Genomic DNA, 15,239 nt, shown 5'->3' with positions numbered 1-15,239 from the left:
TGGCTGTTGAGGTTCAGTGGCCGGCAGGGGGGTGAGTCGGCCTTCGAAGGCGGTCCGGAAGGCGTTCAGCGGTGCTTTCCAGCGCATCGTCCAGCGGCGTCGGCCCTTGCCGGTCGGGTCCATGCTCGTCAGCGCCATGCAGGCGCACTTCAATGCGGCGTTTCGGCGAGGGGAAGTGCCCACGAGCCCTCACGGCCTTGCGGATGCGGGCGTTCGCACTCTCCATCGCGTTCGTCGAACAGATCACCTTGCGGATCTCGACGTCGAAGGAGAGGAGGGGCACCATCTCTGCCCAGGAGTCGTACCACAGAATAGAGTTGACCTGAAGGCGAGTTGGCGAACATGTGAGTTCCTGACTGGTTTACGCGATCCTGCAAACTGCTGACCGTTCAGCACAAAGTCCGGCTATCCTCGCCGACCGACAATGACAGAAGCCCACGGCATCTGAGCAGGACCGTGGCTTCTTCAACCTGGTCAGCAAGGCTGCCGATTGCGACGGTCCCCTTTGTGGTGACCGCTCGTTGGGCGGTCTATGGGGCAACGTCGCGGCATTGTCACGTTGTTGGGGGCGTGGCCGGCTGAGGGCATGGCGGAGGCCGGCGGCTTGTGGCTCAGCCGGTGGTGGGCAGGCTGGTGGCGCTGGTGATGTGATTCCAGATGGTGAGGCGGACCATCATCTCGAAGCGGTACCGGCCGGTGGGGTCTGAAGTGGGGTGAGATCCCTCGGAAGTACCGCCACACACAGTGCGAGATGACCTCCACCGGATGGCGGTGATTCCGGTACGACGGCACCACATCCGACACGCCCCCGCACTCTTCCCACACGGACAATCCGAAGATTCATCCCACGCCCCAGCCGGCAATGTGAAGCACCTGCTGGAAGTCAATTGTCCAGCTACCCGGCTCCATCAGAACCGGGCATACCATCTCCGCCGAACCCGGAACGGTTCAACCTCGGGCGAGTCGTCCCGGTTGACGTGGCTCCTTGACGTAGGCTGGAAGAATGTCCGCCGCTGACGTTTTCGGACGGTTGCGCCGGTGCGGATTGACTATAACGGTCAACGGTCACATGAGGTTGGAGAGTTAAGCCATATGAAGGCATGATGAGTTCCAGCAGCAATCCATCAACGGCATGGGTTGATAATCTGCACCCGGCCAAACCTGCCTCGCCGCTTGGCTGCCGGAGATACTGATGGCGCCTCCCCTGCTGGAACTCGCTGGCGTGACTGTGCGTTTGAATGGAGTGAAAGTCCTTGATGGGATTTCCCTGAGCATCCTGCCGGGGCAGGTTCTGGGTGTCATTGGCCCTAACGGGGCGGGTAAGACCACGCTGTTCAACGTGGTGTGTGGATTTGTCCGGGCAGAATCCGGTTCGGTCATCTGGAAGGGACGGAACCTGCTTCGGCACCAGACCCACAGTCTTGCTGAACTGGGTATCGCCAGGACCCTGCAGGGTCTGGGGCTCTTCCCCGGTCTCACGGTGGTGGAGAATGTGATGGCCGGGGCCACCGCCCACGCGCGGGCGGGGCTGCTCTCCGCGCTTTTGGCGCTGCGCCGGGCGGATCGTGACGAGGCAGCCCTGCGGGCGCGGGCCGGGGAGCGGCTTGCAGCTCTTGGTATCGGCGACACAGCGGACCGGATGCCGGGCGAGCTGCCCTATGGGATCCGTAAGCGGGTGGCACTGGCACGGGCGCTAGTTGCCGAGCCGGAACTGTTGTTGCTCGATGAACCTGCCGCTGGACTTTCCAGTGCGGAGATTCAGGAGCTGGCGGAGCTACTGCCCAGTCTCGAAGCCTCTGTGGTGCTGGTGGAGCACCGGATGGACCTCGTGATGAGGGTCTGTGACAACGTCGCGGTGCTCAACTTCGGGAAGTTGATCGCCCATGGCCCGCCGGACGTCGTGCGTAACGATGCTGAGGTGGTTCAGGCGTACCTGGGTAAGGGGGTCGGCGGCAGTAGTGCTTGAGATCCGTAACCTCACGGTCGACTACGGGGCGGTTCGAGCCCTGGACCAGGTGACGCTAAGCGCCCGGGAGGGCACAGTTACCGCTGTGCTCGGCGCCAACGGGGCGGGGAAGACGACGTTGCTGCGTACGATCAGCGGTCTGGTCAAGCCGACGGCGGGCAGCATCGTCTTCGTCGGACGGGAGATCAGCGGCCGGCCTGCTGAAGACATCGCCCGCCTTGGGCTGGGGCACGTCCCTGAGGGACAGGGCGTGATTCTGGAACTCACCGTCGAGGAAAACCTGCGGCTGGGCGGGCTGATCGCGCCGGGTGGGTCCAGGGAGCGCCGGGCCACCGCCGATCGTGTCTATGCGTTGTTCCCTGCCCTAGTCGAGTGCCGGGACCGCCTCGCCTCGACTCTCTCCGGTGGCGAAAGGCGCATGCTGGTGATCGGGCGGGCCTTGATGGGGGGGCCTCGGGCCCTTGTCTTGGACGAACCGTCGCTGGGCCTGGCACCTCTGGTCGTTGCTCAGCTCTTGGCCAGCGTCCGCCAACTGCGGGACGAGAGCGGGTACACGGTGGTGCTGGCTGAGCAGAACGCACGCAGTGCTCTGGCCATCGCCGACCGATCCGTCGTGCTCGATCTGGGCCGTGTAGTCCTGGACGCCGACGCCGCAACGCTCGCCGCTGACGAACAGCTCATGGACCGGCTGCGCCGTGCCTATCTGGGGTTCTAGTGCTGAGGTTCTTGAATCTGATCCTGGCCGGCCTCACGGAGGGGTTCGTGCTCGCGGCTGTCGCGCTGGCCGTGGTGCTGATCTTGCGTACGACCCAGGTCATCAACTTTGCGCAGGGCAGCATGTTGATGCTGACGACGTTCATTGCGTGGACCGTGCTGCAGCATTCCGGGTCCTACTGGCTCTCTCTGATCACAGCACTCGTTTCCGGGCTTGTCTTAGGCGCTGCTGCTGAGCGTTTCTTGATCCGCTGGGTCGAGGGCAGGCATCTGTACAACTCCGTCATCCTTACTTTCGGCCTTCTGATCGTGCTCGAAGCTGTAGCCGGCATGATCTGGGGATCGACTCTGCGGTCGTATCCAACGGCGTTCAGCGTCCAGGGCTTCACGATCGGCGGAGCTCGCCTGCTGCTGTCACCAGCCGATTTGTTCACAGTAGGCGCGGTCTGTGCCACGCTGGCTGCACTGGTGGTCATGTTCCGTTTCAGCGCTGTAGGCCTGCGTATGCGCGCCACCGCCTACGAACCGGAGATTGCACAACTGCTCGGCGTTCGGGTGAACCGGATGCTCACCCTGGGCTGGGCGCTGGCAGCCATGGTCGGGGCTCTGGCCGGAGTACTGGTGGCCCCAACCACTTCCGTCGGCCCCAGTCAGTTCGACCCGGTGTTGATCTATGGGTTCACTGCAGCGGTCATCGGCGGCCTGGAGAGCCCGGTCGGTGCCGTCGTCGGCGGTATCGTGCTCGGCTGCGTACTGAGTCTCATCTCGGGTTACGCCAGCCCGGCCCTCGGCCCGCTCGCCACTTTCGGATTCCTTATCGCCGTACTCGCAATTCGGCCCGCCGGGCTGTTCGGTTCCGCAGCCGGGAGAAAGGTATGAAAAGGACCTTTGTGCGGCACACCGTTTTCGCCATTGCGGGCCTGGCAGCCGTGGGTGTCCTGACCTCTCTAGTGTCACCGTACTGGCAGTTCGAGCTCACTCGGGCCACCTGCATGCTCTGCGCTGCCGCGGGGCTGACCGTTCTCATCGGGCTCAGCGGCCAGATCTCCGCCGGGCAAGGCGCATTCATAGCGGTGGGCGCCTACACGACAGCATTGCTGCTCAACAGCGAGCGGTCCTCGTTGATTCTGGCCCTGGTCACCTCTGCGGCGACGGCGGGCGGGGTGGGCATGCTGGTGGGCCTGGTCTGTACGCGACTGCGGAGACACTACCTGGCGGGGGCGACACTTGCGCTGGCATTGGCGTTGCCGTCCTTGACCAATCTTGGACCCCTGCGGCCTGTACTCCAGGCGGAGAACGGGCTGTCGGTGCCGATCGGCCCGCTGCCAGCCGTGTTCGGCACGAGCATCCCTGTGGCGCAGTGGCAGGCATGGGTTGCTGGTGCCAGTGCCACCGTTGTTTTGTGGCTGCTGGCAAATCTATCCGCAAGCCGGTACGGAAGGATACTGAGGGCAGTGCGTGACGACGAGGCGGCGGCGGCACTCAGCGGCATTCGCGTTGCCCGGGTACGGTTGATTGCTTTTGTCGTCTCAGCTGTCTGCGGTGGTCTGGCGGGAGGTCTGCTTGCGTGGGTGACCTCGCTTGCTGCGCCAGGAGCGTTTACATTGATCTTGTCATTGATGTTGATCGCCGCGGTCGTCATCGGCGGCCTTGGCAGCCTTATGGGTGCGATCTGGGGCTCGCTGCTGTTGGTGCTGGTTCCGATCTGGGTGTCGAATTTCTCCGTAGCGTTGGAGCTTCCGGTCCGTGTGGAGAACAACCTGCCTAATGGGGTGTTCGGAGTAATCCTCACCACCATGATCATTATCTTTCCGGCCGGGATCCAGGGAGGACTTGCCAAGGCTTGCCGCCGCGCGGGGCCCCGGATGCTCTCCCTCATGACATTTCGCCGAGCAAGGGGAAGCGATGAGTAAGCGATCAAGTGTCGTCGCAATGCTGACAGCATGCGTGGTTATGGCGGCCGGCTGCAGCAGCGATTCGTCCGAGGGCGGCGATTCGACGGGGGTGACCGACACGTCCGTCACGATCGGCAGCCATCAGCCGCTGACGGGGCCGGCTTCTCCGGGATTCGGCGACGTCGCGCCAGCGGCCAAGGCCTACTTCGACTACGTCAATGCCCGTGGCGGCGTGCACGGACGTAAGATCATCTACAAGTATCGTGACGATGCCTACGATCCCGTCCGAACTGTCAGCGTGGTCCGCCAGCTCGTAGAGCAGGACAAGGTGTTCGCCATCTTCAACGGCCTCGGCACACCGACGCACACCAAGGTCGTGGACTATCTCAACGCCCGGAAGGTGCCCGACCTCCTCGTGACATCTGGCTGCACCTGCTGGGATGCACCCGAGAAGTATCCCTACACCTTCGGCTACCTCACCGACTACGTCCGCGAGGGCAAGATCCTCGGCGCCTACATCAAGAAGAACTTCCCGGGCAAACGCGTCGCCTACTTCACCCAGGACGACCAGCTGGGCCAGGACGGCATCAAGGGACTGGACAAGGAAATCCCGGCTGCATCGGTTGTCTCCCGTCAGGTCTACCAGCCCGGCAACCTCGACATCACCCCCCAGGTTGCGGCCATTGATCAGGCCAAGGCCGACGTGATTGTGGCGTTCGGAATCCCGCAGTACACAGCACAGTTGCGCAAGGCCCAGCTCAAACTCGGCAACAGTGCCCAGCTGGTGCTGAGTACCAGCAGCGGCGGAGAGCCCACCACACTCGTGCGTCTGCTGCAGGACGCTACCCCCGACCAGAGCGCCACCTCGCTGATCCAGGGCATCATCACCGACGCGGCGGCGCCCCTGCCCAACGAAACAAGAAACCCCTGGATTCAACTCTTCACCAAGGTCCGCAACGAGTACGCGACATCATTGCCGCTCACCACAGCCATGGTCGCAGGCATGACCGCTGCCTATACCTTCGTCCAGGCGCTTCAAGTAGCCGGGCCTGACCTGACCCGGCAATCTATGGTTAGCGCCATGGAGAAGGGCGGATTCACCGGGCCGAGCTTCGTCCCGTTTGCCTTCAGCAAGACCTCTCACGCCGGCGGCACCGGCACCCGCGTCGGCAGCATCAAGGGCACCGCCATCGAGTACCAAGGCCCACCCATGACCACCGATAACGGCAATGGGCCCGTCGTACCCTATGACGCTTCGCCGGCTACCCCTCCGGCTAACGGCATCCCCACCACGAGGTAGCCCGGCACCGCGCAGGGCCACGGTGTGCGTCCAGCTGGTCGGCGATCCGCTCGATCGCACCAGCCCGGCCGAGCGGGTCCTTGCAGGCCTCGACCGCCAGACGCGTCGCACGCTCACGCAGCTCGTCGGGGTATCTACGGGGAGCAGCCATGATCGGCATCCTCCCGGGGTCTTCGATGTCTCCATCAAACCCGGGCGGTTCAGGCTCAAGATCCTGGAACGCTCCAACCGGGATAGCGGAGCATACCTTAACGATCTTCCTCAAGCGGCTTGACTCGATATAGCAGTCTTCCGTTCACCTGCGGATGACGCCTCGCGAGCGTGAAAATCGGTACGTGGGCTGTCCGCCGACGCCGCTTGGTGCTTGGGCTGTGAGCCCGTATAGCAGTCTGGTGAGGGAGCCGTCCGAGGGGCCACACACTGTCGCCTTTGAGCACGCCGATCAGCTTCTCCGTTCCCCTCAAACTCCCCGCCACCTCAGTCCCGCCCGCAAACCCGCGATCTCGTCCGCCAGCTCCAGGCCCTCGGCCACCAAGTCGCCCTCACCCCAACCACAGACTGACCGCCCACCGCACCGACATCCGGTCCGCACACGGCCCGGATGCTGCCGCCTGCCCTGCCGAAGATCGATTTTCCGTTCAGCCTCGGGGGTCATGCGGCGGTGAATTGGAGGGCGCGCAATTGGCGGCGGCTGGTGAGGTCGAGTTTGGTGTAGACGTGGCTGAGGTGGTATTCGATGGTTTTGGGGCTGAGGAAGAGCTCCTTGGCGATTTCCTGGTTGGTCATGCCCTGGGCGGCGAGGTGGGCGACGTGGTGCTCGCGTTCGGTGAGGGCATTGGCGGGGAGATGAGTGGGTGTGGCTGTGGGGTGGGTGTGGGGGTGGAGGCGAGTGAGGTCGTCGGCGGCGCGTTGGGTGTAGGGGGTGGCACCGAGGGTGGTGTAGATCTTGTGGGCGAGTCGGAGGTGGTTGGTGGCCTGGGTACGGTCGCCGTCGGTGGCCAAGAGGTGGCGGGCCAGGTCGTGGTGGAGGAAGGCGCGGTGCAGGGGGATGTCGTCGCCCGCTCGTGTGGGGGCGTTGATTCCGGCCTGGTAGTGGGTCAGGGCGGTTGTGGTGTCGCCGTGGGCGGCAGCGAGGCGGGCGTGCAGCCAATGTGAGGTCGCGGTCAGCGCGGGCGTATTGCGGGCGAGGCCAGCGCTGGCGTGGAGGGCGTCTTCGGCTCGGTGCAGGTCCTCTGGCAAGGGCTGTTGGTCGGCGGTGACAGCCTCGATGAGCAGGGGCGCCCACAACACGAGGAAGCTGGTGCGCATGCCGGGGGGGACGGTGGTCGGGTCATCGAGCGGTCGGAGCGCCTGGAGCATGGCCCGGTGGTCCGCCCTGGCCTGGGCCAGCGTCGCCTCGGCCAGCATCAGGAAGAAGGAAGAGAACGCCGGGAAGGTTCTTGCGGTGCGGCGGCAGGCTCCGAGGTGTTCCAACGCTGGTTCCCAACGCCCCTGCAGGGCATGGACGAGGACGGCGACGGCATGGCCCAGGGGCAGGCCCCATGGCTGCGCGGCGGTGTCGGCGACTAGCAGTGACTGTTCGGCGCTGATGGCGGCATCCTGCGGGTGTCCGGTGAGGTAGCGGGCGAGGGCCAGCGCGTAATGATCGGAGGGCCACACCGGGATGTTGGCGTCGGCGTGCTGGCGGGCGATGAGCGTAGTCAGATCCTCGGCGCCAGCCGACAGCTGTCCGGCGAGCATCCGCAGAAGTCCCCGGAAATACAGCAACTTGCTCTCGGGCTTGGGCACCGAGTCGGCGTGCTCGGGCAGGCCGGCCTCGGCGATCACTTCCAGACCGGCCCGCGGGCCGTCGGCGAACCCGACCGCCGTGGCGAGGGAGCCGCGCGCCCTGCAAGCAGCAGGCCCCGCCGGCACGGCGTCGACGACCGGGCGCAAGGCGGCGGCAGCCCCGGCCCCGTCAATCTGCAGGATGCAGCTGGAGCCGAGCCAGGTGCTGGCGAGCAAGTGGGTCTGGGCGTCGGAGGCAGTGGCAACAGCGTGGGTGAGCAGCTGCTCGGCGCTGTCGAAATCGCCTCTCACCGAGGCGAGCCGGCCGAGGATCGCATCGCAGCGGGCAGTGGGGACGCAGTGTTCAACGGCGTCACGCAAGGTAAGGGCACGGGCCGGCAGTTCGCCGACAAGCAGGTGGGTGGCGGCGGTCAGGAGGTGGTGTTCGTGGCCGTCGCGGGTAGGTGAAAGGTCTGCTGCCCACAGCTCCAGGGTGGCGGCGCGGTCCAGGTAGCCATGGTCGGCCAGCCGGTCGGCTTCCGCGGCGAGCTCCTCAACCAGAGACTGGGCGGCAGCGCCGGAAGCGGCGGCCACCTTGTGGGCCCAGGCCTGGTCCGCTCCGACCAGCGTGGCAGCGACGGCGTGCAGGGCGCGGCGGCGGGTGGGGGAAAGGGCCTGGTAGACGGCGTTGCGCTGCAACGGGTGGTGAATGCGCAGTGGGGTGGTGGGATTGTCCGGTTGCCACCGCAGCAGCCCGAGGGCCAGGGCCGGCCCCAACGCCCCAGAAGCGTCAGTCAAGTCGGCCAGCTGGGCGGCGATGCCCAGCGGCACGGTGGTATCCAGCACGGCCAGGGCCTCCACCAAGCGGCGCGACTCCTGCGGAAGCCGCCCCAGACTCTTGCGGATGACCGCCTCCAGACTGGAGGGCACCGGCAACGGGCGGCTGCGGTCGGCCAGCGCCTCGGGAGTGACCTCGGCCAGCAGCGACAGCAGATACAGCGGATGCCCAGCAGTCCACTCGTGCAACCGGTCCACAGCCGCCCGCCCCAGCCCCCCGAAGCCCGCCCCGGCCACAATCCGGGCCGTCTCGCCCCTGCCCAGGCCCTTCAGACGCAGCGGAAGCACCGGCGCAGCGCCCCGGGCCAGGCCCTGCCAGCCCGATCCACCCCCGGCGGGGGTGCCGCCGGAGCCAGCTTCGCCGGTCCTGGCGATGAGCACCACCAGGACCGATTCGGTGAACAGGCGGCGCACCATGAACCCCAGCGCCTTCACCGATTGCTCATCCGCCCACGGGACATCATCCACGACCACCGCCAGCGGGCCGCCATCGCTCACGGCGGCCACCACCGCCAGCAGATCGGCGCCCACCGCCAGCGGCGAGGCAGCTGGCGCCAGTGAACCCGCCAGCTCCTGCACACCGGAAGTACCTGCCGGCAGGCGACGCAGTAGCCGATCGACCACCCCATAAGGCAAGTCCTGCTCGCTGCGGTCGCACCCAGCCCAGCAGGCCCGCATCCCATCCTTGCCTGGCGCCAGCGCCCGGCGCACCAGCGCGGATTTCCCGATCCCCGAGGCCCCCTCGACCACCACCAGCCACGGCCTCCCGGCAACGGCCTCCCCACGACAGCGGGCCACCGTCTCCAGCTCCTCCTCCCGCCCCGCGAAGCCCGTTTCCCACACCCCCGACACAACAGCACTCCCCACGCCGACCAGCCCACCGGTCACTGACGGAATCCCCTCAGCGGGCCCCAGACTCATGCTCGTCACCGGCTTCCCACAACCCCACGGCAGCCCCCTTCGAGGATAGGACCGATCAGCGCCGAGGGCGTTGTCAGACATCGCGATGACCTGGTCATCCTGGTCGATGACAGCCGGCAGATGAGCCGCGGTCCGGGCCCGGGTGCGCGAGCCCCGGGCACTCACCGCTGCCCGAGGTCTGCCGGATCAGCTACTGCGACCTGTGGGTGAGGGGAACCTCGGCGTTCTGCACGGGACACGACGGCCGCTGGAAGGCGCTCGGACGCCCCGACAGCGAGGACTTCAGCGCCTCCTACGAGGAGAGCGGACCCGGCGGGTCCGAGCACATCGACCTGCGCAGACTGCCCGTGCAACTACGCCTGGAGATGCAGTACGCGCTGCAGTGCCGCCATGACGAAGCCACCAAGAAGATCAGGCCCGCATGGGCCCAGCGCCTGGTCAACGCCCTCGCCGATGCCCACGTCCGGTCCCTTCTCGACGAGCCGGAAGATTTCTGGAAGACCTTCCGCGGTCCGTCCGACAACTGGGCCACGGGCTGGGTTCCTTCCTGGCGCCCGCCGGCGCATCGAGGAACTGGTCTACGGTCGCGGCTGGGAAGCGGAATATCCCCGCCCCGTCTGGCGGCTGCGCAATCTCGGCATCGTCCACTCGCACACATCGACGATCACCTTCGAGAAGATCACCCAGTCCTGGCTGCGGGATCTGGCCAAGCGTTGGGCACGCTGGCGGCTGTCCGGCGGCCTCGGTGCCGGCACCGTACGCGCGGGAGTGCGCATGGTCGCCCGGTTCTCCGCGTTCCTCCCGGCAGGGGTGACCGGACTCGCCCAGGTCGACCGCGCCTTACTCGAACGCTATCTGGCAGATCTCCATGCTGCGATGGGCGGCCGCAGCACACACAACGCGCACATCAGCAACCTCAACACCTTCCTGCGCACGATCCGCGTGCACCGCTGGGACGAGACACTGCCGGGCAACGCGGCCTTCGTCCCCGAGGACTACCCCACGCCGCCGCCCCTGCTGCCCCGGTCCGTGGCCGAGTACGTCATGGCCCAGCTGGAAGACCCCGCCAACCTCGCCCGCCGGCAGGACCCCGCACGACGGCTGATCACGCTCGTCCTCATGCGCTGCGGCCTGCGCATCACCGACGCCATCAGCCTGCCGCTCGACCCCGTCGTCGATGACGCCGAAGGGGCGCCCTACCTGCGCTACTTCAATCACAAGATGAAGCGCGAGGCGCTGGTCCCCATCGATGAAGAACTCGAACAACAGCTCCGTGACCACCAGCGCCGAGTCCTGGAGGAGTGGCCCGAGGGGGTGTCGGTCCTCTTCCCCCGCACCGACGCGAACCTCCGCGGTGACAGACCGATCAGCACCTCCGGCTACCGGATCTCGCTGGCCGAGTGGCTCCAACTCTGCGAGACCCGCGACGAGTGCCCGGGAGCGTACACATCCAGGCGTGCAGAACTGGCAGAGTAAGGCATCAACAGGGCTCCTGTTACCGAGAGTTGTCTTGGTCGACTACCTCTCATAGCAGGAGCCCTGCCCGCCTACACCGACTTCACCGAAGCCCTTGACGACCCCGGCCGGACCCAAACTTCGCGACATTGCCTTGCAAGGGCCCTGGATGAAACCCCCCTCGGACACTCGGCGCGCCTAACGGTGCCTAACCTCATGTATTCAGCTGCAAGGGGGATCTGATGCCCCAACAGAAGAAGGGTGCCTCCGAACTGCGATGATCTGGACTGTCTAGATCAAGAACGTCGCGTGGAGAGGCACCCAACGGGTGAAGACTACCGCTTGGGACCAGCGGCTGGACGTGCGGGCCGATGACAAGAACCTGATCGGTCACGCGGGCGTGGTGCTGCTGCGGAAGGTCGCCGATCGTGTCGGGCTCGCCCGTGCCCTGGCCGCCGCGTTTCCGCGGGGTGTCGGGCGGGGCCGGCGGGACCGGGGCGTCGTGTTGGTCCGGCTGGCCTGTGCGATGGCGCTCGGCGCGACGAACGTTCTGGAAGCCGAGCAACTTCAGCGGCACTGGCGGCACCTGTTTCCGCGTCCCGTCTCCGACAGCACGCTGCGACGGTGCCTGGCCTCGGCCGACGGCCCGGTCGCGGCGAGGATCGAGCGCATACGTGCCGCGATACGCCGCGTGGTGTGGACGTAGCTCGCCCTGCGTCCCGGAGGCTTCCCCTGGATTTCGGTGTGCGGTCGGCAGCTGACCGGCTGGTACGTCCTCGATCTCGACGCCACCGTCGTGACCTGCAGCAGCAGGAACAAGGGGCGGCGGGCACGTTCAAGGGAACGTGGGGGCATCACCCGCTCGGGGCCTGGGTTGCCAACACCCGCGAGTGCCTGGCGATGCTGCTGCGGCCGGCAACCCGGCCGCCAACGACGTCGTCGACCACAAGAGCTTCCTGGCCGCCGCGTTGCGTCAGCTCCCGCTGCCGCTGTGGTCGAAGCTGCTGATCAGGATCGACGGTGCGGCCTTCAGCCATGACGTCCTCGACCACCTCCAGTCCCTGACCACGAGCCGGCGCCGGGTGCGCTGGGTGACGGGCTGGGCCATCCACACCAAGGACGCAGAAGCGATCGCGCTGCTGCCGGAACAGGTGTGGACGGCCGCACTGCGACAGCACGGCGAGATCCACGAGATCAAGGGGCCCGACGGCGAGACGGTCTCCTACCAGGTCGCCGAGATCACCGGCCTGCGCGACCTGACCGGCCGGAGGAAACGCGGCTGATCGTGCGCCGGGTCAAACCCTCACGCCGGGACCTGAAGAAACTGACCGACTTCGAGAAACGCACAGGCTGGCGCTACCAGATCGTCGCCCCGAACATCCCCGCCCGCAACGGACTGTCCACAGTGCCCGGCTCCGGGCAGGTGTGGTTCGTCGACGCCCTCTACCGTGACCATGCCGAGGTGGAAGACCGGGTGAAAGCGATCAAACGGGTCGGCCTGGGACCGCTGCCCTCGAAATCCTGGCAGCTCAACACAACCTGGGTCCTGGCCGCCACGATCGCCGCCGACCTCGACGTCCGGACACGTCTGCTTCTCCCGCATGACGAACCCAACTGGCCAAGGCCGAACCGGAGACGATCAGAATGAAGCTCTACCACCTGCCCGCACGCACCACCCACGCCCAGGCGCACCCTCCACCTGGACCAATCGTGGCCGTAGGCATCGGCGTTCGCCACCGCCTGCCACCACGCGACGAAGCTTCCCGCCGTCACCTGACGGCGGACCCCGACCCGGCGAAGACCAGGAAGGAGGAGCCGTACCACCGTAACTTCACGGCTTGGCCTAAAGCTCCGCTACAAACCCACAGGCCTTCAATCCTTCTTCTTCTTCTCCTCCTCCTCTTCCTTCTTCTTCTTCTTCTTCCCCGTCAGTATCCTGATACTGAATTTACCGCTTCCCTTCTTCTTCTCCGGCTTCTTTGGAGGCGTCCCCGGAGACGCATCACGCGTATCAGGAGGCGAATCATCACGCGTACTAGGAGGCGTACTCCGCAGCATAAACCCTGTGTTTGTGAGTTTAACGGCATCACGCCTGCGATCCCTAGGCCTAGACGAGGGTAGGCTCCTGGAGGGCCGTTCCTCCTCCTTCTCCTTCTCCTCCTCCTTCTCCTCCTTCTCCTCCTTCATTCCCTCATACACTCCTGCCTCTCCCGGATCCGCCGGAGGCGTGGGAGGTTTGGGCCGCATTTGCAATACTTCCCCGACTATCCTGTCGCCCTCGTCCTCGTCCTTGCCCTCCGCACGCAGAGTCGCGTTAGCGAGTTCGACCTCCCACTTGCGCACCTCCTCTTGATAGTCTGCATATTCCTTTTCATATTCAGGATACGCCGCCTTCTTCCGTCTTTCTGCTGCCTTTTCTTTCAATCTCCCCTCAAGGTCGCGGTGGTGTGCGCGGCTCGCTTTGCTCCGGTCCCGTGCGAGTTCCTTCTGCTTGAGCTTGGGTTCTATCTCGTGAAGCTTAATAGACGTCTCCGGCCCGATGAGTTTCTTCGCTTGGAGCCACAGAGTGCCCCGGGTCGTCGCGTTCTCGCCCGGCACATAGTGCCCGCTCTGATCGGTTACTGAGATAATGTACCCGCCGTCATCAAAAACCAGCGTCCCGGCCGCCAGGACGTCAGCTCCAAGCGACATGGATGAGTGATGGATGAGGCAGTACTGGCTCACGTCGCCGTCTTCGGCAGGCGCGTTCTCCCACAGCGCCGGCGTTATGGGATTGACATATTCGAGTGATCCGTTTTTCTTCCTGGTGAAGGCAGCGTTTAGCGTGAAGATGTAGATCTCCTCCTCGCAGATGACGAAACCGCGCTCACTGTCTGTGGCGTAATCGCGCCCCCATGTGAGGATTGCCTCCTGACCGTGCGGTCCTTTGGCCGGCGCGCGTACAATCTGCCCGTGGAAGTTATCTTCCCTCTCCTCGTCCGTCGGCTTGAAGGTGACTACCCAGTCCCTGTTCTTTTTGGGATGTTTTTCGAATTCCCTGTCGAATTCCTTGTCCCGGCTCGGGTCTGCGTACCCTTTGCCCCTCGCCTTCGCCCTCCTCTTCCGCTCCTCCTGTGCCGGCTGCGGCAGGTCCGGAAGCGGGGCGGCTTCATCATCTTCCAGCGCCATCGACTGCGCTGCGAATTCATACTCCAGGAGCGCGGCGGCATCGAGTTGCAGGAGGCATTCGTCCCACAGGGCGCTGGCGGGGTACACGGATTCGAAGATTCGCCCCACCAGAGCATCCACTTCGTCGAGCCATCGTTCCCACTTCGGCCACAATTTCCGGTCCGGCAGCCTATCCTCGTCCCGCGGCTTCTCCTGTTCCTCCACGAGCCGCTTCACCTCATCCAGCACAAATAGAACCTCTTGCTGGACCGTCTGGGAAAGACTGCTCCAGGTTCCGTTCTCGTGGGACGCGGTTTTCCGTGCGCTCACAAAGTCATTGTAGAGTGCGAGTCCTGGCTCCTCACCGATGTTCCAGGAAGCGCACTCAGGACTTTTTTCTGCAGAAGCGGAGATATGGCGGCTCGCCAAGTCATCAATGAACAGACCCACACTTTCCAGCTGACCATACAGCCTACCGACCGCGTCCCGCGCCGGATCATCCAATTCTGGTGGTGGAGAGGAAGTCTTTACGTTAAGCGCTTCATGCGCCGCTTCTATATTTTTTGCGTACGTCTTGTCGTGCTCTTCCTTTGCCCAGTTCAGATAGGCGGTCCGGGTGCCCAGTTCTTCCTTCCGCTGCCGGCTCAGGTGGACCATCTGGACTGACCTGGGGTTCAGCCCTTGCAATGCCGCCTTGGTTTTGATCTTCGCCTTGAGGTCCTCGTAGACGGCCAATTTGATATCGGGGCCCGGGTCAATACGGTTCGCCTGGCAGTACTCCACGAATGCCTTTTGCACATCTTTGCAGCCGAAGGATTCGGTGAGCTCTCGAATGATGTCCCGGAAGTCCGGCATAGTGTACGGATTTGTCTCCCAAGCCTTGAATGCGGCGTTGGTTACCTTGAAAACGTCAGGAAGGCGAGCGGGGTCCAATTCCATAATTCTTCTCCAGTCATGCTGTATTTGAAGTCAGTCGTGATCCCGCGACGCGGGGTTCGGACTCACGCGTTAGCGTTGCCGATCCCCGGCCTGCGCCGTCTCGGTCACGGCGGCAGCTCAAGAGCCATGCGGGCGAGCCCGACACCTGGCCCGGTGGAGCAGCCCTCCTCCCCTGCGGATCCCGGGGATCCCCTACACCATTTGGCGGAACGGTCATCCCAGTCGAGTGCAGCACGCCCGGGGCCTCTGCGGTCTTCCTTCCAGGGCAGCATTCAGGGCGGGCACTGCAGACAAGCAG

General features: G+C 65.1%; 11 protein-coding genes and 1 pseudogene. 9 read left to right on the top strand and 3 right to left on the bottom strand.

Annotated features, from left to right (window positions below; translation table 11 throughout):
- Positions 1-27: 27 nt before the first annotated feature.
- Positions 28-310, bottom strand: a pseudogene (locus OG331_RS49235) (transposase); the annotation flags it as partial.
- Between the two features lie 882 nt (positions 311-1,192).
- Between OG331_RS49235 and OG331_RS49230 the strand changes: the two are divergent.
- Genes OG331_RS49230 through OG331_RS49210 form a run of 5 tightly spaced genes read left to right on the top strand, consistent with a single transcriptional unit; the run spans position 1,193 to position 5,875 of the window.
- Positions 1,193-1,966, top strand: a complete 774-nt coding sequence (locus tag OG331_RS49230; RefSeq protein WP_406191342.1) for an ABC transporter ATP-binding protein — start codon at positions 1,193-1,195, stop codon at positions 1,964-1,966.
- On the top strand, positions 1,884-2,681 hold the full coding sequence (locus OG331_RS49225) for an ABC transporter ATP-binding protein (protein ID WP_406209507.1): 798 nt from the start codon (positions 1,884-1,886) through the stop codon (positions 2,679-2,681). Before OG331_RS49230 ends, OG331_RS49225 begins: the two co-directional genes overlap by 83 nt.
- An 11-nt stretch (positions 2,682-2,692) precedes the next feature.
- Positions 2,693-3,559, top strand: a complete 867-nt coding sequence (locus OG331_RS49220) for a branched-chain amino acid ABC transporter permease (protein ID WP_406191344.1) — start codon at positions 2,693-2,695, stop codon at positions 3,557-3,559.
- Positions 3,556-4,593 carry a branched-chain amino acid ABC transporter permease gene (locus tag OG331_RS49215; RefSeq protein ID WP_406191346.1) on the top strand — a complete coding sequence of 346 codons (1,038 nt, stop codon included), beginning with the start codon at positions 3,556-3,558 and terminating at the stop codon, positions 4,591-4,593. Before OG331_RS49220 ends, OG331_RS49215 begins: the two co-directional genes overlap by 4 nt.
- A complete protein-coding gene (locus tag OG331_RS49210) occupies positions 4,586-5,875 on the top strand; it encodes an ABC transporter substrate-binding protein (protein ID WP_406191348.1) in 1,290 nt (429 codons plus the stop codon). The genes OG331_RS49215 and OG331_RS49210 overlap by 8 nt, the downstream gene beginning before the upstream one ends.
- 651 nt (positions 5,876-6,526) lie before the next feature.
- Here the strand turns inward: OG331_RS49210 and OG331_RS49205 are convergent.
- Positions 6,527-9,331, bottom strand: a complete 2,805-nt coding sequence (locus OG331_RS49205) for an AAA family ATPase (protein WP_406191350.1) — start codon at positions 9,329-9,331, stop codon at positions 6,527-6,529.
- A gap of 522 nt (positions 9,332-9,853) precedes the next feature.
- Between OG331_RS49205 and OG331_RS49200 the strand changes: the two genes are divergently transcribed.
- From OG331_RS49200 to OG331_RS49185, 4 genes are all read left to right on the top strand, one after another.
- The gene (locus OG331_RS49200) at positions 9,854-10,876 is read left to right on the top strand and encodes a tyrosine-type recombinase/integrase (protein ID WP_406191352.1); all 1,023 of its coding nucleotides are present in this window, start codon (positions 9,854-9,856) and stop codon (positions 10,874-10,876) included.
- 307 nt (positions 10,877-11,183) lie between these two features.
- Positions 11,184-11,561: a hypothetical protein gene (locus OG331_RS49195; RefSeq protein ID WP_406191354.1), complete on the top strand. Its 378-nt coding sequence runs from the start codon at positions 11,184-11,186 to the stop codon at positions 11,559-11,561.
- 184 nt (positions 11,562-11,745) lie between these two features.
- The gene (locus OG331_RS49190; RefSeq protein ID WP_406191356.1) at positions 11,746-12,138 is read left to right on the top strand and encodes a hypothetical protein; all 393 of its coding nucleotides are present in this window, start codon (positions 11,746-11,748) and stop codon (positions 12,136-12,138) included.
- Positions 12,139-12,140: 2 nt separating this feature from the next.
- A complete protein-coding gene (locus OG331_RS49185) occupies positions 12,141-12,503 on the top strand; it encodes a hypothetical protein (RefSeq protein ID WP_406191358.1) in 363 nt (120 codons plus the stop codon).
- A 224-nt stretch (positions 12,504-12,727) separates the two neighbouring features.
- On the opposite strand, the gene OG331_RS49180 is transcribed toward OG331_RS49185, so the two are convergent.
- Complete coding sequence (locus OG331_RS49180; RefSeq protein ID WP_406191360.1) at positions 12,728-14,941, bottom strand: hypothetical protein; 2,214 nt, start codon at positions 14,939-14,941, stop codon at positions 12,728-12,730.
- Positions 14,942-15,239: the final 298 nt, after the last annotated feature.

Source organism: Streptomyces sp. NBC_01017 (genome assembly GCF_045162795.1).
Classification (GTDB): domain Bacteria; phylum Actinomycetota; class Actinomycetes; order Streptomycetales; family Streptomycetaceae; genus Streptomyces; species Streptomyces machairae.
Note: the sequence above shows the minus strand (reverse complement) of the source record. Positions and strands in the feature narration are given on the sequence as shown.